The sequence below is a fragment of the Marinomonas sp. SBI8L genome, from assembly GCF_001624705.1.
Lineage (GTDB): Bacteria > Pseudomonadota > Gammaproteobacteria > Pseudomonadales > Marinomonadaceae > Marinomonas.
On sequence record NZ_JSEO01000020.1, the window covers coordinates 35,015 to 55,658 of the forward strand.

18 protein-coding genes are annotated in these 20,644 nt (G+C 41.5%); 15 read left to right on the plus strand and 3 right to left on the minus strand.

Features of this window, described 5'->3' with window-relative positions; all coding sequences use genetic code 11:
* From OA91_RS22310 to OA91_RS22330, 5 genes are read left to right on the plus strand one after another with little or no spacing between them, the layout of a single operon-like run.
* Positions 1 to 1,098 carry a phosphotransferase gene (locus tag OA91_RS22310; RefSeq protein WP_063339893.1) on the plus strand — a complete coding sequence of 366 codons (1,098 nt, stop codon included), beginning with the start codon at positions 1 to 3 and terminating at the stop codon, positions 1,096 to 1,098.
* A complete protein-coding gene (locus OA91_RS22315; protein ID WP_063339894.1) occupies positions 1,095 to 2,069 on the plus strand; it encodes an NADPH:quinone oxidoreductase family protein in 975 nt (324 codons plus the stop codon). Before OA91_RS22310 ends, OA91_RS22315 begins: the two co-directional genes overlap by 4 nt.
* Before the next feature lie 58 nt (positions 2,070 to 2,127).
* A complete protein-coding gene (locus OA91_RS22320) occupies positions 2,128 to 2,892 on the plus strand; it encodes an SDR family oxidoreductase (protein ID WP_063339895.1) in 765 nt (254 codons plus the stop codon).
* A gap of 53 nt (positions 2,893 to 2,945) precedes the next feature.
* The gene (locus OA91_RS22325; RefSeq protein ID WP_063339896.1) at positions 2,946 to 3,713 is read left to right on the plus strand and encodes an SDR family NAD(P)-dependent oxidoreductase; all 768 of its coding nucleotides are present in this window, start codon (positions 2,946 to 2,948) and stop codon (positions 3,711 to 3,713) included.
* A gap of 30 nt (positions 3,714 to 3,743) precedes the next feature.
* Positions 3,744 to 4,763: an NADP-dependent oxidoreductase gene (locus tag OA91_RS22330; protein ID WP_063339897.1), complete on the plus strand. Its 1,020-nt coding sequence runs from the start codon at positions 3,744 to 3,746 to the stop codon at positions 4,761 to 4,763.
* Between the two features lie 114 nt (positions 4,764 to 4,877).
* On the opposite strand, the gene aceF is transcribed toward OA91_RS22330, so the two are convergent.
* From aceF to OA91_RS22345, 3 genes are all read right to left on the minus strand, one after another.
* A complete protein-coding gene (gene aceF, locus OA91_RS22335; RefSeq protein WP_063339898.1) occupies positions 4,878 to 6,833 on the minus strand; it encodes a pyruvate dehydrogenase complex dihydrolipoyllysine-residue acetyltransferase in 1,956 nt (651 codons plus the stop codon).
* An 88-nt stretch (positions 6,834 to 6,921) separates the two neighbouring features.
* Positions 6,922 to 9,588, minus strand: coding sequence for a pyruvate dehydrogenase (acetyl-transferring), homodimeric type (aceE, locus tag OA91_RS22340; RefSeq protein WP_063339899.1), 2,667 nt, complete (start codon positions 9,586 to 9,588; stop codon positions 6,922 to 6,924).
* A gap of 193 nt (positions 9,589 to 9,781) precedes the next feature.
* Positions 9,782 to 10,837 carry a Leu/Phe/Val dehydrogenase gene (locus OA91_RS22345; RefSeq protein WP_231870442.1) on the minus strand — a complete coding sequence of 352 codons (1,056 nt, stop codon included), beginning with the start codon at positions 10,835 to 10,837 and terminating at the stop codon, positions 9,782 to 9,784.
* A 489-nt stretch (positions 10,838 to 11,326) separates the two neighbouring features.
* On the opposite strand from OA91_RS22345, the gene nadC reads away from it, so the two are divergent.
* From nadC to OA91_RS22395, 10 genes are all read left to right on the plus strand, one after another.
* Complete coding sequence (gene nadC / locus OA91_RS22350) at positions 11,327 to 12,175, plus strand: carboxylating nicotinate-nucleotide diphosphorylase (RefSeq protein WP_063339900.1); 849 nt, start codon at positions 11,327 to 11,329, stop codon at positions 12,173 to 12,175.
* Positions 12,176 to 12,177: 2 nt separating this feature from the next.
* The gene (locus tag OA91_RS22355; protein ID WP_063339901.1) at positions 12,178 to 13,368 is read left to right on the plus strand and encodes an acetate/propionate family kinase; all 1,191 of its coding nucleotides are present in this window, start codon (positions 12,178 to 12,180) and stop codon (positions 13,366 to 13,368) included.
* 50 nt (positions 13,369 to 13,418) lie between these two features.
* Positions 13,419 to 15,509, plus strand: coding sequence for a phosphate acetyltransferase (pta, locus tag OA91_RS22360; protein WP_046017779.1), 2,091 nt, complete (start codon positions 13,419 to 13,421; stop codon positions 15,507 to 15,509).
* A 117-nt stretch (positions 15,510 to 15,626) separates the two neighbouring features.
* Positions 15,627 to 16,421, plus strand: a complete 795-nt coding sequence (locus OA91_RS22365; RefSeq protein ID WP_063339902.1) for a putative metalloprotease CJM1_0395 family protein — start codon at positions 15,627 to 15,629, stop codon at positions 16,419 to 16,421.
* Between the two features lie 74 nt (positions 16,422 to 16,495).
* Positions 16,496 to 16,975 (plus strand): pilin, encoded by a 480-nt coding sequence (locus OA91_RS22370; RefSeq protein ID WP_197477858.1) that lies wholly within the window; start codon positions 16,496 to 16,498, stop codon positions 16,973 to 16,975.
* The gene (locus tag OA91_RS22375) at positions 16,972 to 17,904 is read left to right on the plus strand and encodes a GspE/PulE family protein (protein ID WP_231870443.1); all 933 of its coding nucleotides are present in this window, start codon (positions 16,972 to 16,974) and stop codon (positions 17,902 to 17,904) included. Before OA91_RS22370 ends, OA91_RS22375 begins: the two co-directional genes overlap by 4 nt.
* Before the next feature lie 4 nt (positions 17,905 to 17,908).
* Positions 17,909 to 18,958 (plus strand): type II secretion system F family protein, encoded by a 1,050-nt coding sequence (locus tag OA91_RS22380; protein ID WP_063339904.1) that lies wholly within the window; start codon positions 17,909 to 17,911, stop codon positions 18,956 to 18,958.
* A 24-nt stretch (positions 18,959 to 18,982) separates the two neighbouring features.
* The gene (locus OA91_RS24140) at positions 18,983 to 19,786 is read left to right on the plus strand and encodes a prepilin peptidase (protein WP_442919133.1); all 804 of its coding nucleotides are present in this window, start codon (positions 18,983 to 18,985) and stop codon (positions 19,784 to 19,786) included.
* A gap of 6 nt (positions 19,787 to 19,792) precedes the next feature.
* Positions 19,793 to 20,410 (plus strand): dephospho-CoA kinase, encoded by a 618-nt coding sequence (gene coaE / locus OA91_RS22390; RefSeq protein ID WP_063339906.1) that lies wholly within the window; start codon positions 19,793 to 19,795, stop codon positions 20,408 to 20,410.
* A complete protein-coding gene (locus OA91_RS22395; protein ID WP_046017783.1) occupies positions 20,400 to 20,621 on the plus strand; it encodes a DNA gyrase inhibitor YacG in 222 nt (73 codons plus the stop codon). Before coaE ends, OA91_RS22395 begins: the two co-directional genes overlap by 11 nt.
* Positions 20,622 to 20,644 lie beyond the last annotated feature (23 nt).

The following is a 20,644-nucleotide window of genomic DNA, read 5'->3' on the forward strand; positions in this document are numbered from 1 at the left end:
ATGGCAAATAATGAAGCTCAAGATAACAGTCTAGATGAGGCACGCTTAACTCAGTACCTAGAATCAAATGTCACAGGATTCAAAGGACCAATCAGTTTAACTAAGTTTGAAGGGGGCCAATCTAATCCTACCTATAAGATTAGTGCCTATTCAGGTACTTATGTTTTAAGACGCCAACCCTTTGGCACCCTCTTAAAGTCAGCCCATGCTGTTGATAGAGAGTTTCGTGTCTTAACCGCATTGGAGGGCACAGATGTACCTGTCCCTAAAGCGCTCCACCTTTGCTTAGATAAAGACATCATAGGCAGTATGTTTTATCTCATGGATTACTGTGAAGGCAATATTTATTGGGATGCAGCCTTACCCGAGATAGTTAAAAAAGCCGACCGAAGTGCCATGTATGATGCAATGAACCTTGCTCTCACCAAACTACATAAGGTGGACATACACAATGCGGGGTTAAGCGATTATGGTAAAGCCGGCAACTATTTTGAAAGGCAGCTCAGTCGTTGGAAGAGCCAATATCAAGCAATTGAAATAAAGCCAATTGAAGCGATGGCAACACTCATTACTTGGTTGGAGGAAAACTTACCTGAAGATGATGGTCGCATTGCCCTATGCCACGGAGATTTCAGATTAGACAACCTGATTTTTAACCCAGATGACAAAAGCATAAAAGCCATTTTAGATTGGGAGCTTTCTACGTTAGGTCACCCTTACGCTGATCTTGCCTATCAATGTATGCAATTAAGGCTACCTATTAACCCAGATAAAAATGCCATTTCTGGCCTTATGGGTTTAGATGCAAAAACACTTGGTATTCCAAGCGAAGCTGAATATGTCGCCCTTTATTGCCAGAGAATGGGCATAGAACGAATTGATAACTGGCACTTCTATCTTTGCTTTAGCTTTTTCCGCCTTGCTGCGATTGCGCAAGGCGTAGCTAAACGCGCACTTTCTGGTAATGCATCGAGTAAACAGGCCGGCAAAGTTGGCGCTATGGTTGAACCACTCGCCCTCCTAGCCCTTGGCATTATTAAAAATGAAATTCCTCTTCCTAACTCAAAACAAGAAGAAACATCAGGAGCCCTAGTATGAAAGCCATTATGTGTCACGAATTTGCACCAATCGATTCCCTCTCATATGAAGAGGTCCCAGACCCTACTCCTAATGAGCACGAGATAATTATTGATGTTGCAGCATGTGGCATTAACTTCCCTGATGGCCTTCTCGTTCAGGGTTTATATCAACTGAAACCTGAGCACCCTTTTTCTCCTGGCAGTGAAGTAACCGGTACTATTAGCCGACTAGGCACTAAGGTGAAACACCTTAAGCTGGGGCAAAGAGTGATTGGGCTCACCATGACCGGTGGTTATGCTGAAAAAGTAGCTATCAACTCGCGTATGGTTCTGCCTTTGCCTGACACTATCAGTTTTGAACAAGGAGCAGGGTTAATTACAGCTCACGCTACGGCACACCATGCACTAAAGCAAAGAGCAAAACTTAAAAAAGGTGAAACACTTCTTGTTACAGGCGCATCTGGTGGTACTGGTTTAGCCGCAGTTCAGATAGGTAAAGCCATGGGCGCCAAAGTCATTGCACTTTGTTCAACCCAAGAAAAACTGTTAGCCGCTAAAGAGCAAGGGGCAGATGAACTCTTACTAAGCAACGACCCAGACCTTAAAGATAAAATTAAAGCCCTAACTGCAAATAAAGGCGTGGATGTGGTTTATGAGGTTGTCGGTGGTGACCTTTTTAATGTTTGTGCTCGAAGCATGGCATGGAATGGCCGTTTACTTGTTATCGGCTTTGCGTCCGGCTCGATTCCCGAATTCCCCGTTAATTTGGCCCTTGTTAAAGGTTTCTCAGTAATAGGTGTTTTTTGGGGCAGCTTCGCACAAAAAGAACCGGCCAATTTCATGGTCAATATGCAGGAGCTTTTAACCTGGTATGAGCAAGGCCAAATCAAAGTGGTCATTGACCAAGTTTTCCCCCTATCCCAAGCACCAGAGGCACTTACTAAAGTATTCAATCGCCAATCAATCGGCAAACTGATTTTAACGCCATAACTTAACCCCCTAGCTTAAACTCTTAGCAAGAAGAAAGACGACATCAGAAGGAGTGGATATGACAACCCAATTATTTGATTTAACCGGCAAGGTAGCATTAGTCACAGGAGCAAGCCGAGGAATAGGTGAAGAGATCGCTAAGTTGCTAGCAGAGCAAGGTGCCCATGTAATTGTCTCTAGTCGTAAGCTAGAGGGCTGTCTTGCCATCTCTGATGAGATATTGAGTGCTGGTGGTAGTGCAGAAGCCTTTGCTTGCAATGTAGGCAATATGGAAGATATCAGCGCACTTTTTGAACATGTGAAATCTAAGCATCAAACACTTGATATTCTCATTAATAATGCCGCCACCAATCCCTATTTTGGCCATATCTTGGACACAGATATTGCAGCCTATAACAAGACAGTCGATGTCAATATTCGTGGTTACTTTTTCATGTCGATTGAAGCAGGCAAGCTAATGCGTAAAAACGGAGGGGGTGCCATAGTCAATACCGCCTCAGTTAATGGCGTTCACCCAGGACCTGGTCAAGCGATTTACTCAATCACCAAAGCTGCAGTTATTAACATGACCAAAGCCTTTGCCAAGGAATGTGCCCAATTTGGCATACGCTGCAACGCCCTACTTCCCGGTCTCACTAAAACCAAGTTCGCTGGTGCACTTTTTACCAATGAAGATATTTACAAAAGTGTGGTTCAAGGCATTCCTATGGGCCGCCACGCTGAGCCCAAAGAAATGGCAGGAACCGTTTTATACCTAGTATCTGATGCAAGCAGTTACACCAATGGTGAGTGCATTGTAGTAGACGGCGGTCTAACCCTTTAATTGAATCCCTCACGACCGATGTCAAAACCAACAATAAGAACAAGGAAAGCAAAATGATGAACTTTAAAAATCAAGTTGTTCTCATCACAGGAGCCAGTGGCGGATTAGGCAAAGAAGCCGCGAAACAGTTTGCACAACAAGGCGCAAAGCTCGCCCTATGTGACATAAATATCTCTGCGTTAAACGATTTAAGTACTGAACTTGCTGAACAAGGTATTGAGGTATTTAGCCAGCCTTGTGATGTGAGTAAAGAGCAAGAGGTTCAATCTTTTATCGATAACACTGCCGCTCATTTTGGGCATATAGATGTCGCCATTAATAATGCTGGCATTGACCCTAAACACAGTCCACTCGCTGATATGGATACTCGCGATTTTGAGCGTGTCATGGATATCAATGTTAAAGGTGTTTACCTATGCATGAAATATCAGATTCCCCATATGATCAAACAAGGCGGTGGCGCAATTTGTAATATGTCATCGGTTGCAGGCATCTCAGGTGCGCCTTTTATGTCCGCATATGCAGCGAGCAAACATGCAGTTATCGGCTTAAGTAAATCTGCTGCCCATGAATATGGTCGAGCAGGCATTCGTGTAAACAGTGTTTGTCCTTATATCACAATGACGGACATGGTTGAGCAGCACCTTAAAACCTTGGATAACCCCGAAGAAGTGCTGGCTAAATACGGTAAAGCATCTGCTTTAAGACGTGTTGCCCAGCCAAATGAAGTTGCGAAAGTTATGTTATTTGCCTGTGATAAAAACAACTCTTACATGACAGGCCAGGAACTGGTTGTTGATGGCGGCATGACTGCTGTTTAGATAACTCAAAATTTTTAAAGGAGTATTCTTATGACACTAAACCGTCAATGGCGTATGAGTAAACGCCCAACAGACTTAGTTGGTAGAGAACACTTTGAGTTTGGCGAAAGCTCACTTAGAGAAATAGAAGACGGTGAGTTTCTTGTCCGTAATTTGTACCTTTCTTTTGACCCTACCTTAAGAGTTTGGATGAATGAAAAAGACTCTTATGTGTCTGCCATTCAAGTTAACGAGATTATGCGTGGTACGACTGTCTCTGAGGTCATTAAGTCCAAACATAAGGACTATCAAGTAGGTGATAAGGTATTAGGCGGCTTTGGCTGGCAGGATTATGCGATAAGTGATGGCAAAGAACGCATTATTCAGACCCGAAAGATTCCGCCCAACATCCCCGCAACCATGCCTTTAAGTGTATTAGGTGTCACAGGGATTACTGCCTATTTTGGTATGAAAGAAATCGGTAAAGTCAAAGCCGGAGATACGGTCTTAGTCTCAGGGGCGGCTGGCGCTACAGGGTCAATTGCAGGGCAAGTTGCTAAGCTTAAAGGCGCAAAAGTGATTGGTATTGCAGGTTCAAAAGAGAAATGTGATTGGTTAACCCAAACGGCCGGTTTTGATCATGCGATTAACTATAAAGAAGAAAATATCAGCCAGACTTTAAGCTCATTATGCCCAAAAGGTATTGATGTGTTTTTTGATAATGTTGGCGGAGAAACCTTAGATATTGTCTTAGCTAGAATCAGTATCAATGCCCGTATTGTACTTTGTGGTGCCATATCCAGTTATAGCTCAGGCCAAAGCTATGCACTTAAGAACACCAGTAATTTAATTGTGCAACGAGGCACTATGCAGGGCTTTATCGTTTTAGACTTTTTACCTAGAGCAAACGAAGCTATCTCAGCCTTATTAGGTTGGATTCAAACAGGTAAACTCGTCTTTCAAGAAGATATTCAAGAAGGGCTAGAAAATGCACCTGAGGCTTTCCAGCGCATTTTTACTGGCAAAAACCAAGGCAAGCAGTTATTAAAAATTGCTGAGCCCGAGCACTAATTAACGAAAGAAGCGCAAAAATCAGAACAAAAAAAACCGCACTTAAATTAAGTGCGGTTTTTTTGTTAGCCATTAAAAATGACTAACCGAATCACTAAACTTAGATAAACTAAATTAAAGCACCATACGACGTAAGTCGCTTAGTACTGAATTCAAATAAGTCATGAAGCGACCAGCATCACCACCGTTTACTGCTCTATGATCATAAGATAAACATAGTGGCAACATGGTACGAGGTTCAAACTCTTTACCATTCCAACGCGGCTCAACATCAGCTTTAGAAACACCTAAGATACCTACTTCTGGGCAGTTTACGATAGGTGTAAAGCCTGTACCACCAATAGCGCCTAGGCTAGAAATAGTGAAACAACCACCCTGCATGTCTGCTGGAAGTAGTTTCTTATCTAGGGCTTTCTTGATCAGTACATTTGCTTCTTTAGCAATTTGAACAACTGATTTCTTATCTGCATCACGTAAAACAGGAACCACAAGGCCGATTGGAGAATCAACCGCGATACCAATATTTACATAGCTTTTTTGTACATAGCTTTCGCCATCTGCACGCATAGAAACATTAAATGCTGGATTTTCAACCAAGGCTTGTGCCGCAGCTTTAATCAGGAATGGTAGTGGTGTTAGTTTAACACCTTGTTTCTCCATTTCCCCTTTAAGGCCTTTACGGAAAGCTTCAAGTTCTGTGATGTCTGCTTTATCAAACTGTGTTACATGAGGCACGTTTAACCAGTTGCGTGACATGTTTTGAGCTGTGATTTTTTGAATCTTGCTCATCTTCACAATTTCAACTTCACCAAATTGGCTGAAGTCAACATCAGGTACTTGTGGGATACCCGCACCTGCAACCGCTGTTGCAGAAGTTGCCGCTGGAGCAGAAACTGCTTTTTGTACCGCTGCTTTCACATAAGCATTTAAGTCTTCTTTTGTGATTCGACCACGTGGGCCTGTTGCACGAACAAGAGATAAATCAACACCTAATTCACGCGCTAGCATGCGAACAGCAGGACCTGCATGAACATTTTTAGATGGTGTCGCTAGAACAGCAGCAGTATCAACAGCAGGAGCCGCTTTTGCTGGTGCAGCAGCAGGTGTCGCTGGTGCAGCCGCTGCTTGAGCAGGCGCAGCAACAGGTGCTGGTGCAGCAACAACTGATCCTTCTACTTCAAGATCTAGAAGTTGATCACCTTCAGAAACCTTATCACCCACACTTACTTTAATTACTTTAACTGTACCAGCACTTGGTGCAGGAATTTCCATTGAAGCCTTGTCTGTTTCTAGTACAAGAATGGAATCACCTTCTTCAATTTTATCGCCAACAGCCACTGAAATTTCAATAATTTCAACACCTTCAGCACCACCGATATCAGGTACAGTAACACCTTCAACACCACCAGCCGTAACAACAGGCGCAGCTACTGGAGCAGGTGCTGCAGCAACAGGTGTTTCAGGAGCCGCAGGTGCCGCTTCAACAGCAGGCGCAGCTACTTCAGAAGCAAGCACTAAAATAGCACCGCCCTCTGACACTGTATCGCCAACATTGATTGAAATGCTAACCACTTTACCAGCCGCTGGAGCAGGAATATCCATTGATGCTTTATCAGTTTCTAGGACAACAATTGAGTCACCTTCACCAATTTCATCACCAACGCTTACGCAAACTTCAATAACTTCAACATCTGTCGCACCACCAATATCAGGTACAGCAACAGCGATTTCAGCAGCAACACTTGGCGCAGCAGCTGGAGCCGCAGCAACAGGCGCTGCTTGCTCTACTGGTGCAGCTGCAACAGCAGGTGCTTCTGGTGCTGCAGTAGCGCCAGCAACTTCAACTTCAAGAATTACGTCACCTTCATTTACTGTCGCGCCTTCTGCGATAGCAATGCTAGTCACTTTACCCGCTACAGAAGCTGGTACTTCCATAGAGGCTTTATCAGTTTCTAATACAATAATTGCCTGATCGATTTCGATCATGTCACCAACTTGGACATTAATCTCGATCACTTCAACATCGGCTGCACCGCCAATATCCGGTACATGAATGATCTCTGTACTCACGGAAATCTCCTTTGTCATTAAGACGCATCAAAAATATAAATAGCCTGATCCAGATTAATCCTAGATCAGGCACAGATTTAAATGGTAATTAGCAAGTTGCTGGGTTTGGTTTTTCTGAGTCTAAACCAAACTTAACAATCGCTTCTTGAACCACTGATGCCTCAATTTCTCCATCGTCAGCCAAAGCTTTAAGAGACGCAACAACCACCCAGTAGCGGTTGATTTCGAAGAAGTGACGCAATTTCGCACGAGTATCACTACGACCAAAACCATCGGTTCCCAACACACTGTATGTGCTATCGATGAACGGACGAATTTGATCTGCAAACAATTTAACGTGGTCAGTAGACGCAATAACTGGACCTGCACCGTTTAGGCAATCAGACACGTAGTTAGCACGTGGCTCTGCTTCTGGGTGTAATAGGTTCCAACGCTCAACATCAAGACCGTCGCGACGCAATTCATTGAAAGATGTCACACTCCAAACATTAGAGTTAATGCCATAATCATTGAAAAGCATTTCAGCAGCGGCTTCCACTTCGCGCAAGATAACACCAGAACCTAATAGTTGAACTTGTTTCTTATTAGACTTCTTAGTGTGCTCTTTAAGCTTGTACATACCTTTGATGATGCCTTCTTCAGCACCTTCAGGCATATCTTCATGAGCATAGTTTTCATTCATTACGGTTAGGTAATAGAAAACACTTTCTTGCTCTTGGTACATACGACGCATGCCGTCTTGTACGATCACAGCAACTTCATAAGAGTATGTTGGATCATAAGATACACAGTTAGGAATCGTACCTGCCAATAGATGTGAATGACCATCTTCGTGCTGTAGACCTTCACCGTTAAGTGTTGTACGGCCTGCTGTAGCACCAATTAGGAAACCACGTGCACGGGAATCACCTGCTGCATATGCAAGATCACCAACACGTTGGAAACCGAACATAGAGTAGTAGATGTAAACAGGAATCATTGGATAATTACTGTTGCTGTATGATGTCGCACACGCCAACCAAGCAGACATAGCGCCGGCTTCGTTAATCCCTTCTTGTAGGATTTGACCTTTTTGGTCTTCTTTGTAGTACATGATCTGAGTGTGATCATGTGGCGTATAACGCTGACCTTCAGCTGAGTAAATACCCAATTGACGGAACATACCTTCCATACCAAAAGTACGCGCTTCATCGGCAACAATCGGCACAACACGATGACCAATTTTCTTGTCTTTCACTAATGTGTTTAAGACACGAACAAATGCCATAGTCGATGAAATTTCACGACCTTTTGTATTTTGGATTTGTGCTTTAAATGCTTCTAAAGAAGGTACTTCTAATGCTTCACTGGCTTTACGACGCGCAGGGAAAGCACCGTGCAACTCAGAACGACGAGCACGAAGATATTTCATCTCAGGGCTGTCTTCAGCTGGACGGTAGTAAGGTAGATCTTTAAGCTCTTCATCACTAATTGGAATACCGAATTTATCACGGAACATTGCCAATGATTCTTCATCCAATTTCTTAGTTTGGTGAGCTGTATTTTGTGCTTCAGCAGCTTTAAACATGCCATAACCTTTAACGGTTTGAGCAAGTACTACTGTTGGACGACCATCACTCTTAGTTGCTTCTGCATAAGCTGCATACACTTTGTAAGGGTCATGACCACCACGGTTTAGGTTCATGATGTCATCATCAGACATGTCTTTGACCATTTCCAATAACTCTGGATATTTGCCAAAGAAGTGCTCACGCGTATAAGCGCCACCATTTGCCTTGTAGTTTTGTAGCTCGCCGTCACAGACTTCGTCCATACGTTTCGCTAACAAACCTTTTGTATCTTTTTCGAATAAAGGATCCCAATGACGACCCCATAGACATTTAACAACATTCCAGCCTGCGCCTCTAAAGACACCTTCAAGCTCTTGAACAATTTTGCCGTTACCACGAACAGGGCCATCTAGACGCTGTAGGTTACAGTTGATAACGAAAATCAAGTTGTCCAGCTTTTCACGGCCAGCAAGTGCTATTGCACCTAAAGATTCTGGCTCGTCACACTCACCATCACCTAAAAATGCCCAAACTTTACGGTCACCATGATCAATCAAACCACGACTTTGTTGATATTTAAGTACGTGCGCTTGGTAAATTGCCTGGTGTGGACCTAGACCCATAGAAACCGTTGGGAACTGCCAGTAATCAGGCATCAACCAAGGGTGTGGGTAAGAAGAAAGACCCTTTCCGTCAACTTCACGACGGTAGTTATCTAGCTGCTCATCAGTCAAACGACCTTCGATGTATGAACGCGCATAAATACCTGGGGATATATGGCCTTGGAAGAAAACCATATCAGCTTCTTGTTTGCCATCGCCACCACGGAAGAAGTGGTTAAAACCTATGTCATATAAGGTTGCAGCTGATGAGAAACTTGTAATGTGACCACCAAGTGTCGAATCGACTCGGTTTGCCTTCATTACCATAGCTAAAGCGTTCCAACGAATAATGGAACGAATGCGACGCTCCATAAACAAATCACCTGGTAACGGCTTCTCATCTTGAGGTGAGATAGTGTTACGGTAAGATGTCGTGATTGAAGCAGGCATAGGTGCGCCGGCTTTAGTCGCTTCTTTATTTAGTTGGTCTAAAATGTATTGTACACGTTCCGGTCCTTCTTCACGAAGAACAGACTCAAGTGCATCTATCCATTCTTTGGTTTCAATTGGATCGATATCATTGAGAATATGCTGCTCAGTCATAGTATTAATAACCCCCCGCTATTAGAACAGATCTTGGCGCAACCGTTGAGTTTGATTGTTTTCAACCGAAGTGCCTTTTAAACGAACCGTTGGAGCCACACTAGGATAAGTATGGAACCAGCTAACGCTCATGCTAAACACTAGTCTATTAAAAATAATGGACTTGTGTTTAGCATGATTGGGGTCGAAATTATTATTGTTTTAAGTTTTCCAACGCCATTTCATCAGCCACCCTATAGGTCGGAACGTTTTCCGATTCGGATCTTTCAAAAAGATCTCGAAGTGTAGTCCTGATTTTTGCAACACGCTGTTTTGCAGCGACTGAAGAATAATCAGGCTCAAAGGATATGTTAATTATTCCACCGGCGTTGATGACATAATCAGGTGCGTATAACACCCCTTTTTCATGTATCAAATCACCAATAGCTGGCGTTACTAATTGGTTATTAGCAGCACCAGAAACGATATCCCCTGTGAACTGGTTTACAAATTCGGCGCTAAGAGTACCACCTAAAGCGCATGGCGCATAGATGTCTATTGCAAGTCCAAATAACTGATCTGAAAAAACAATCTCTGCATCGAAGTCATTTTTTGCTTTTTCACAGGCTTTTTCATTTAAATCACAAACCAATAATTGGGCGCCATCTTGATGCAAATATTCACAAAGATAATAGCCAACATGCCCAATCCCCTGCACTAGAACACGTTTTCCTTGAAGAGAATCTGATCCATATTTTTTTTCACAGGCGGCTTTGATTCCTTGGTAAACACCAAAGGCGGTAAAAGGTGAAGGATCGCCACTTATTTCTGATAAACCATACACAAAATTTGTATTTCGCTTCACAATCGACATGTCTTTAGGCGAAATGCCTACGTCTTCAGCAGTGTAATAACGGCCTTCGAGAGCATTTACAAAGCGTCCAAACGCTTCCAAAACAGATTCTCGTTTGTTTGCAGTTGGCACTCCATAAATTACGGCTTTACCACCACCAAAAGCTAAAGATGAAACAGAATTCTTATAGGTCATGCCTTTAGATAGACGAAGAACGTCGGTAATCGCATCGGCTTCTGATTGGTAATTCCACATGCGACAACCGCCAACAGCAGGTCCACGGTTTCGATTATGAATGCCAATAAAAGCAATTAAACCAGATTCATCATCTTGGCAACGATACACAGCTTCATGATGATCAAAATCGATATGATCACTCACATCTAATTTCACAATACGAAATGAACTGTTATCCAAATGAGGCTCGAATGAGGGAATTTCTTGAGATAAAACTGAATGCATAGAACACCTCTCGCGTTTTGCGCGTTTATTTTTATGTAGCTTTTGGCTACTTTATGAGTGCTTAACGCTATCTTTTGGGTAGTAAAGTCTAACGCTAATATCTTATAAAGATGATCACCTTATTCAGGGTAATGAAACAATGATCAACTTTGAGTGTAACCTGCGCCCTTTTGAAAAGCAGCAAGCATTTTCAATCTAATGGCAATTACTTACTTAAAGAGATTAAATTGTCGATTCGCCTAGCTTGATAAGCTTCCAGTTTACTAAACGACTTAAATCTAGGGGCTTTTATCCACACGCTGAGGCGGGAGGACTTATTCGAAGGTTCCCTAGTATTTGACTTACATACAAATAAGAAAATAAAAACCCTTAGCTTAGCACTGACGAGATAAGCAATACCCGTTACAATAAGCCTCTTTTAAATTTGTACATACAGGACACAGCATGACACCGAACGATGCCCAACTTCAGCATCAAATAACATCTCAAGTTAGCCAAGCACTCGCTGAAGACATTGGCTCTGGTGATATTACTGCTCAACTCATTCCATCTAGTGAAAACATTAAAGCGAATGTAATTACTCGTGAAAATGCTATTTTATGCGGAAAAGCTTGGGTTGAAGAGGTATTCAAGCAACTTGATCAGAGTGTTGAAATTAGCTGGTTTGCAGAAGAAGGCGAACAACTTAGCGCCAATCAAAAAATCTTCTCACTCTCAGGTAATGCCCGCAGTATTTTAACAGGTGAACGTTGCGCATTAAATTTCTTACAAAGCCTATCTTACACGGCAAGTGTTTCCAGAGAATATGCTCAACTAGTAGCAGGCACTAAGCTCACTGTTTTGGATACACGTAAAACTATCCCTGGCTGGCGCTTAGCTCAAAAATACGCGGTTACTGTAGGTGGCGCACAAAACCATAGAGTAGGCTTGTATGATGCGTTCTTAATTAAAGAAAATCATATTATGGCTGCAGGCTCTATTGAAAATGCAGTAAAGAAGGCACAAACAATAGCGCCAGGTAAAACAATTGAAGTGGAAACAGAAAGCCTTGCTGAGGTGGAACAAGCAGTAGAAGCGGGTGCAGATATTATCATGCTAGATAACTTCTCTTTAAAGATGATGGAAGAAGCTGTTTCTACCTATGGTGATAAAGTTAAGTTTGAAGCCTCTGGTAATATGACAAAGCAAGACTTATTAAATGTAGCAAATACAGGTGTAGATTTTGTTTCTGTTGGCGCACTAACAAAACACTTACAAGCAATTGACCTTTCATTAAGAGTAGTTAAAGACTAAAAATGAATGATTTTATACTGGTTATTAATAGTGGTAGTTCATCCTTAAAATTTGCTGTTCTATCGCAAAAAGGGGAGCAGGTTATTCTTGAAGGGGTTGCGGAGCGCTTAGGTAGTGAATCAGCTTCAATTGATTTTGAATATAACCAAGAAAAAGAATCCGTAGCAATTCGCCTTGGCTCACATCAAGACGCCCTTACCAGTATAAAATCATGGCTTGACCAACACCCTCAAATAACTGAAAAACTCATAGGTATTGGCCACAGAGTTGTTCATGGTGGGGAATCTTTTAGTCAATCTGTACTGATTGATGAAAAGACAATGGATGCAATCGAAGCTTGTTCTAATTTGGCACCATTACATAATCCAGCCAATGTTAAAGGCATTAAAGCCTGTGCAGACTTATTTTCTCATCTCCCTCAAGTTGCCGTTTTTGATACCGCCTTTCACCAATCTTTAAAGCAAGAGCAATACCTCTACCCTATTCCAATGCATTTCTATCGGGACCTAACCCTTAGGAAGTATGGCTTCCATGGCACAAGTTATCGTTATATCAGTCAAACCCTTACTCAAGTAGAGACACAATCTTTACATCAGGGAGTCATAGTTGCGCATCTTGGTAATGGTGCCAGTGTTTGCGCAATTCAGGATGGAGAGTCTGTTGATACAAGTATGGGGTTGACTCCTCTAGATGGTCTTATGATGGGAACACGTTCGGGTAGCATAGATCCTATGATATTAAGCTTTATTGCTAAATCAGAAGGAAAAAGCTTAGAACAAAGCCTAGAGGTGCTAAATAAAGAAAGTGGTTTGTTAGGGATTTCAGAGCTTTCAAATGATTGCCGCACTTTAGAAGAAGCAATGAAAGCAGGTGATGAAAGAGCCAAACTAGCCCTAGACATGTTTTGTGTTCGCACAGCAAAAAGCATTGCAGCTTTAGCCACTTCTTTAAATTCATTCGACCATTTAGTTTTTACAGGTGGTATAGGTGAAAACTCTGTTTATGTTCGTCAGCACGTCTGCCAGAGCCTGAGCTTGTTTGGCATAGAAATTGATAGACAAACTAATATTGATTTACCAAGAAAGCAGATACAGAAGATTTCTAAAACAGAAAATAATAAAACTGTTTGGGTCATACCAACAAATGAAGAATTAATGATTGCGCTAGATACCATTCATTTAATTCAAGCTTAGGCCGTTAACCTTATACGACCACCTTATATAATTAGAATTTGGAAATAGACATGTCTACAAATGTCCTAATGACAGTACCAACAGGCCCAGGTGTTGGCCTCACTTCAGTTTCAGTGGGATTGGTACGAGCACTTGAACAACAGGGCCTCAAGGCGAGCTTCTTCAAACCAATCGCACAACCAAGGCCAGGTGATTTTGGTCCCGACAGATCAACCGCTATGGTTGCACAAGGCTCAACCCTAACACCTGCAGACCCCATTCCATTACATGAAGCCGAACGCTTTTTATATAACGACCAGATTGAAGAGTTAATGGAAGAAGTGGTCGCTAGGTTTCAATCAAGCATCGAAGCTGACAGCACAGTTATTATCGAAGGCCTAGCACAAATACCTGGCCACCCTTACGCAACAAGATTAAACAAAGCCATAGCAAAGACCCTTGATGCTTCCTTGGTGCTTGTCACTGCGCCTAATAATATGCGAGTTAATGAGCTTGAACACCATGTTGAGATTGCAGCTGGATCTTATGGTGGTATAAAGGCAGAGGATGTTATTGGGTGCATACTCAACAAAACCATCCCAGGCTCTCTTGGCGCTAAATCCTATGGCGATTCATTTGCCCAGCGCCCTATTTTTAAGCGCAACTTCAATTTATTAGGGCAAATACCAAAAACTGAAGAGCTGACCTACCCAAGAGCACGAGATGTAGCTGATTTTTTAAATGCCAAGGTGATTAACGCGGGCGAATTAGATACTCGCCGTGTTCAGTCCTTTACTCTATGTGCCCGTGGTGTCGAAAACACGCTACCCGCGCTAAAACCTGGCGTGCTTGTTTTCACCCCTGGAGATAGAACCGACATCATAATGGCGACAGCCATTGCCGCATTGAACGATACCAAGATAGCGGCTCTAGTATTAACGGGCAGTTATCAGCCCAGTGAAGACCTTCTTAAGCTTTGTGGTAAAGCCATGGCTAAAGGGCTCCCAATTCTTTCAGTCGATACCAACAGCTGGGACACAGCAATTGGCATGCAATCCTTTAATCAGGAAATTCCTCTTGATGATAAGCAGCGTATTTCCCTCGTAAAAGAGCATATGGCTCGCTGCATTGATCATGAATGGATAAGTTCTTTTGCCCTGAATCAGGATGAAAGAAAGCTTTCTCCACCAGCCTTTAGATATAAACTTATCGAACAGGCAAGGGCACTGAAAAAGTGCGTAGTGCTACCTGAAGGTGAAGAAGTGCGCACAATTGAAGCAGCTTCAATATGTACTGAACGAGGAATTGCACGCTGTATATTATTAGGTGACGAATCTCAGATTATGCGTATTGCCCATAATAATGGCATTGTACTGCATCCAGATGTTGAAATTTTGAACCCTAGCTCTATTCGTGATCGCTATATCGCCCCTATGGTTGAGATCAGAAAACATAAAGGCTTAACAGACATAGTTGCACGTGAGCAATTAGAAGATAATGTTACCTTAGGCACTATGATGCTAGAAACTGGCGATGTAGATGGGCTAGTTTCAGGTGCAATTCATACTACAGCGAACACAATTCGCCCTGCATTGCAGTTAGTAAAAACCTCGTCAAACTCATCTTTAGTGTCTTCAGTCTTTTTCATGTGCTTACCGGACCAAGTTTTGGTGTACGGAGATTGTGCTATCAACCCAGACCCTAGTGCGGAGCAGCTTGCTGAGATAGCAATTGAGAGTGCAGACTCAGCGATTGCCTTTGGCATTCCCGCACGTGTTGCCATGATAAGCTACAGCACAGGCGGCTCTGGCGCAGGTAACGATGTTGAAAAAGTGAAATTAGCCACAGAAATGGCTCAAGCTAAACGACCTGACTTACTCATTGATGGTCCGCTGCAATACGATGCGGCAATTATGGAAGAAGTTGCCAAGCAAAAAGCACCGAATAGTAAGGTTGCAGGCCGCGCGACTGTCTTTATTTTCCCTGACTTAAATACAGGTAATACAACCTATAAAGCTGTACAAAGAAGTGCTGACGTTATCAGTATAGGGCCTATGCTACAAGGTATTCGCAAACCTGTGAACGACTTGTCTCGAGGCGCTCTAGTCGACGATATTGTTTACACTATTGCAATTACAGCTATTCAGTCAGAGCACAGTTAACTATCAGTATAATGAGCTAGCTGATTAGGTTATCAGTTAGCTCAGCCCACCTTCTGTACAAAAAACACTCAGACATTATAATAAGTACTAGTCACTAAGTTTTTGACGAGCTGTTTTATGTCTATGAGCATCCCTCACGCCATTGAAGCATTCACTAAAATGCCATCTACAACGACCCAGAATCAATCTGAGGCCGATCAGCAGCAGGCAAACCAGTCGTTATCGAAACAAGCCACCAGTCAAAGCACTCCTCTCAATGAAAACAACCGTTTTGTCACCTTATCTGAGCAAGGTAGACATCTCTCTCAACATAATCATGCTGAACAGGACTTAGCAAATAGAGCATCTGACACACATCAGCACCATGGATCTCAGCTCGTATATGAAAAAAAGCCGCATATCCAGCCTCAAAGTAAGTTTCAAATTGAACAAGGATTAAGTGACGCTGAACAAAAAGAAGTCGAGCAACTAAGGCGTAGGGACCAAGAAGTAAAAAACCATGAAAGAGCTCACGCAAGTGTAGGCGGCCCCCACGCAGGCGCGCCCCAATATGAATATGAAACAGGGCCAAATGGTAGCCGCTATGCGATTAATGGCCAAGTATCTATAGATCTAAGCGTTATTGCCAATAATCCACAAGCAACGATCGATAAAATGAAACAGGTATATCGTGCTGCATTAGCGCCACAGGAGCCCTCTTCTCAAGATAGAAGCATTGCCTCTGAGGCTCAACGATCGATTAATACAGCAAGAACAGAATTAGCCAAAGAAATAGCAGAAGAGAGTGAACAGGACTCAAATCAAAATAAATCCAACTTTAACCAGACACAGCAAGATAAACAGATTATAAACCCTTATAAAGATGCAGAAAGCGATAACACAAACAAAACTCACTTCTACCAATTAGTTTAAAGCAGGCGATTTAAGCTTAAGGATGAGCCTAAAGCGCCTTTAAAATAGCATTTCCAAATTTCATGGAGGAAATAATGGAAATAAGACCCCCCTTGGCCCATTCATCGAGAATGAACGGCTTTACGCTTGTTGAGCTTATGATTGTGATAGCAATCATTTCAATTCTAGCAAGCCTTAGCGCTCCTAAGTTAACTCGGCAAGTCGCTAAAGCCAATCTAGTGTCAGTACATAATTTAGCGAATCAGAACCAAGCAGCAATTGAAGAGTTCATCATGATCAATGATAACTTTCCAACAAACGCTGAATTCGAGGATTGGCTTATTAGTGCCAGCACAGATAAGCATATTGATGAGATACTGATCGATAATATTGATGGCATTACGGGTGATTTAAAAATCACACTAAACACACTTCCTGGCCTTGATGCTGGCCACTATTTTGTTTTTTCACGTAGCGATAGTGCGAATTGGTCTTGTCTCTCGACACTCACTTCAGATTATCTACCCAGCCATTGTTCAACCACTGAAGAAGGTGATGGGGATGAAAGTTTATGATGATGTTAGAAGAGATCTTTCAACATGCGACAGAAATGCAAGCTACAGATATCCACTTTTGCCCTGAAGAAAAAGAGTACAAAGTTCTATTTAGAGTCGCAGGGAAGCTCGATGTATTTTTACGACAAGCTCCGGGCAACCTGATTAATCGTCTAAAAATCATGGCAAATTTAGATCTTTCTGAAACACGACGCACCCAAGAAGGTCAGTTCAAATACAGCATTAACCAAAGGCTGTTTTTCATTCGCGTCAGTATTATTGCGACACAAAAAGGTGAAAAGATTGCGTTACGTTTATTGCACCAAAATAAAATCAGGCAGTTAGAAGAGCTCAACCTACCACACGAATTATCAGAAGAAATAAATAAAGCGTTATTACAAGATAGTGGCTTATTTCTCGTATGTGGGGCAACCGGCGCAGGAAAAACAACCACACTTTACGCTTGTTTAGAAAAGCTAAACAAACGTAACAAGGCTATTTTTACCATCGAAGATCCCATTGAATACGAAGTAGATAATTATTTTCAATGTGAGCCTCAACTCGCCATTAATATTACTCACACAAGCCTACTCAAATCTTTTATGAGACAAGACCCTGATGTTATTTTGGTTGGTGAATTAAGGGACGCTGAAACCGCTCAGCTTGCAATAACTGCAGCTTTAACAGGCCACATGGTATTCGCTACCTTACACAGTAACTCAGTGATTGATGCTATACATAGAATGCAATCATGGCAGGTTGATTTTTTCGCATTCAGTAGTGTAATCCGTTTAATTTTACATCAAAAAATGTACTTTGATTGCGCTAACGCTAAACCGATATTCTTCGGAGCGACGCCAAATTGGCACATCGAAAACAGACCAACTCAATATAAGGACCTCACCCAAACGGACACTCTCTGGTCATTTATTGGAAACAAGCAGGAGTAATAATATGCCTTGGCTCAGCATTGAAAATAATGGTGTAAAGAACATTCGCTTCTACCCTTCTTTGGAAAGTGCCTATTTAGATCATTTCAACCAAAAAAAGTGGTCTACTAAAATTAAAGAAATAAAGATTAAACCTTTAGATAGTAAGCAACTTATCAGCTTTTTATCTGAACTATTAAAAGGGCTAGAAGCAGGATTAAAATTACAAGAAGTATTAACTTACTTAAGCCACAACCATAAAAAAACTAAAGTTTCATTAGTGGCTCATGCTATCAATGACGAAATCAGTATGGGAGTACCCTTTAACACCTGCTTCAAAGCATTAGTTGAACCATCTTTGCATGGATACTGCGATTTATTTATCCAAAACAGCACAAGCGAGCAACTCATACAAAACTTAAGCTTGCTGCACGAACAAATCGCTCAATTAAGAAGCTGGATAAAACGCTTACAAAAAAGCCTCATTTACCCCTATTTTGTTATTCAACTATCCTTGATTATTTGGCTTGCCAGCTTATTTTTAAATGCCGTTGAGCTGATTAGTTTACTCCCTAGCATTAGCCTTTATGCTTCTATCACTTGCACGCAGTTCATTGTATTTCTTTTATTTCAATCAAGTTTAATGATTAATTTAACAGAAAATTATTATCAAGCATTTAGGCTTAACAAGTTATTCAGCTTATTAAAAGCCTCCTTAAGTACAGGTAATCATTTACAAAATGCGCTTACTTTATTACCTAAAAACTTTTCTAACCCTAAACTTAAAGATGAACTTCTACTTACTTATTACCACCTAAGGTTAGGAGATAGCTATCTAGTGAGCTTTCCAACTTATTGGTTTCCAAAAGAATCTTTGTTAGCCTTAGAAGCATCGTGCCATTCAGGCGATATTATTAGAGCAATAGAGTCAGCAACGCATATTCACCATCAAAGGTGGCAAGCTAGTCTAGCTATCGTTGAGAAACTATGCCCAATAATGGGCTTAATCATTGCTGCTATTTTTGTCAGCAAGACCCTAACAAGCATTTACTTACCACTGATTAATATAGGGTAACTAACACTCAATGAGAGTTCACTTTTGGAATTAACTATCATCTCCATTTCACTATACCTACTCATATGCCTCTGTCTAGGTAGCGCAATGACCGCCTACATTAGCAGAACACCAAAGTACGAAGAGTTTATATGGCGTAAAGAGGCCCATGAGTTTCTAAATTTGACATTTAATGACTCTCCACCACCCTCTTTTCATTCTGGCCGTTCACTATGTCCTAAATGTAAACATACTCTAAAGTTCTATGACCTCATCCCCATATTGAGCTTTCTTAGCACTCGAGGTAAGTGTCGATACTGCACAAGCACAATAGCTATAACCTACCCCTTAACTGAACTAGCGAGTCTGTTAATCTGCCTCCCCTTACTTTACATAAGTAGCAGTTGGCTCTCGCTATTAATACTAACCTGCCTATTTTGCTTACTAATTTGCATTTCCGTTATTGACTGGAAGGTACAGTGGATACCAGATCAACTAAATCTACTACTTCTAGGAATTGCCTTAATCTATAATATGATGGAAAACGCAATACCAATGAAAGAAGCGGTATTAGGCATGATGCTAGGCTATTTATGTATTGTCTCAATACGTCAGCTATATTTGATATTTAAGAAGATAGAAGCCATAGGCTTAGGCGATGCTAAATTATTAGCAGCCCTAGGAGCTTGGCAAGGCGTAGAAAGTTTATTCTACATCCTTTTTTATGCCAGTATCGCAGGCGTTATGTATGCTATTTTGAGCAGGAAGGGACGCTATCAAAGCCTTGCTTTCGGGCCATTTCTTTGTTTTGCAGCCTTATTAAATTTTTTCATTACAAATCAGTACTAATATTATATGACAGAAGAAAGCAAAAAAATTGTTGTAGGTTTAGCAGGTGGCATTGGTTCAGGTAAATCAACCATAAGCAAATTATTCAATGAGCTTGGCATTATTAGCATAGATGCTGATGATGTTGCCAGAGAAGTGGTAGAACCAGGTAGCAAGTGCCTAAAAGCAATTACAGAACGTTATGGCGAAAGTATTTTACTCGAAAATAAGCAACTAGATAGAAGGCAATTACGCCAGATAGTTTTCGAGGATAAAGCAGAGAAACAATGGCTTGAATCAGTAACGCACCCAGAAATTCATAATCGCATTGAAGAATTAATTTTTGCTGCCGATAGCAAGTATGCTCTATTAGTTCACCCTTTATTATTTGAGACTGAACAAAACAAACGTTGCGACTATGTCATCGCAATTAGCGTTCCAAGAGAAGTACAAGTACAAAGAGTCACAGCGAGAGATAATTGCACTGAAGAGCTTGCAAATAAAATTATTGACAACCAAATATCAGATATGCGTAGATCAGAACTTGCTAATACTATAATTAAAAACACTGGAAATATCAGTGATTTGAATGCTAAAGTCGATGAATTAAACCAATTTATTATTAATAATTTTAATGAAAACTAACACAGAAACAGTCAAAGAAATTAGCTGCCCTAACTGTAAAGGCAAATCAGTTTGGCACAAAGAAAACAAGTATCGCCCTTTTTGTAGCGAGAGATGCAAACTGATTGATCTAGGTGAATGGGCATCAGGCACTTATGCAATAGCACAAACTCATTCTGAAGAAGATGAGGTGTTTTCCAGTATGTTAGAAACACCTGGATCACATTATTAAAAACACGATATAAGTGGAAAAAT

Bases quoted from the DNA above. Each gene is read 5' to 3' on its own strand.
- OA91_RS22310 (WP_063339893.1), top strand. From the start codon at position 1: ATGGCAAATAATGAAGCTCAAGATAACAGTCTAGATGAGGCACGCTTA.
- OA91_RS22315 (WP_063339894.1), top strand. From the start codon at position 1,095: ATGAAAGCCATTATGTGTCACGAATTTGCACCAATCGATTCCCTCTCA.
- OA91_RS22320 (WP_063339895.1), top strand. From the start codon at position 2,128: ATGACAACCCAATTATTTGATTTAACCGGCAAGGTAGCATTAGTCACA.
- OA91_RS22325 (WP_063339896.1), top strand. From the start codon at position 2,946: ATGATGAACTTTAAAAATCAAGTTGTTCTCATCACAGGAGCCAGTGGC.
- OA91_RS22330 (WP_063339897.1), top strand. From the start codon at position 3,744: ATGACACTAAACCGTCAATGGCGTATGAGTAAACGCCCAACAGACTTA.
- aceE (WP_063339899.1), bottom strand. From the start codon at position 9,588: ATGACTGAGCAGCATATTCTCAATGATATCGATCCAATTGAAACCAAA.
- nadC (WP_063339900.1), top strand. From the start codon at position 11,327: ATGACACCGAACGATGCCCAACTTCAGCATCAAATAACATCTCAAGTT.
- OA91_RS22355 (WP_063339901.1), top strand. From the start codon at position 12,178: ATGAATGATTTTATACTGGTTATTAATAGTGGTAGTTCATCCTTAAAA.
- pta (WP_046017779.1), top strand. From the start codon at position 13,419: ATGTCTACAAATGTCCTAATGACAGTACCAACAGGCCCAGGTGTTGGC.
- OA91_RS22365 (WP_063339902.1), top strand. From the start codon at position 15,627: ATGTCTATGAGCATCCCTCACGCCATTGAAGCATTCACTAAAATGCCA.
- OA91_RS22370 (WP_197477858.1), top strand. From the start codon at position 16,496: ATGGAAATAAGACCCCCCTTGGCCCATTCATCGAGAATGAACGGCTTT.
- OA91_RS22375 (WP_231870443.1), top strand. From the start codon at position 16,972: ATGATGATGTTAGAAGAGATCTTTCAACATGCGACAGAAATGCAAGCT.
- OA91_RS22380 (WP_063339904.1), top strand. From the start codon at position 17,909: ATGCCTTGGCTCAGCATTGAAAATAATGGTGTAAAGAACATTCGCTTC.
- coaE (WP_063339906.1), top strand. From the start codon at position 19,793: ATGACAGAAGAAAGCAAAAAAATTGTTGTAGGTTTAGCAGGTGGCATT.
- OA91_RS22395 (WP_046017783.1), top strand. From the start codon at position 20,400: ATGAAAACTAACACAGAAACAGTCAAAGAAATTAGCTGCCCTAACTGT.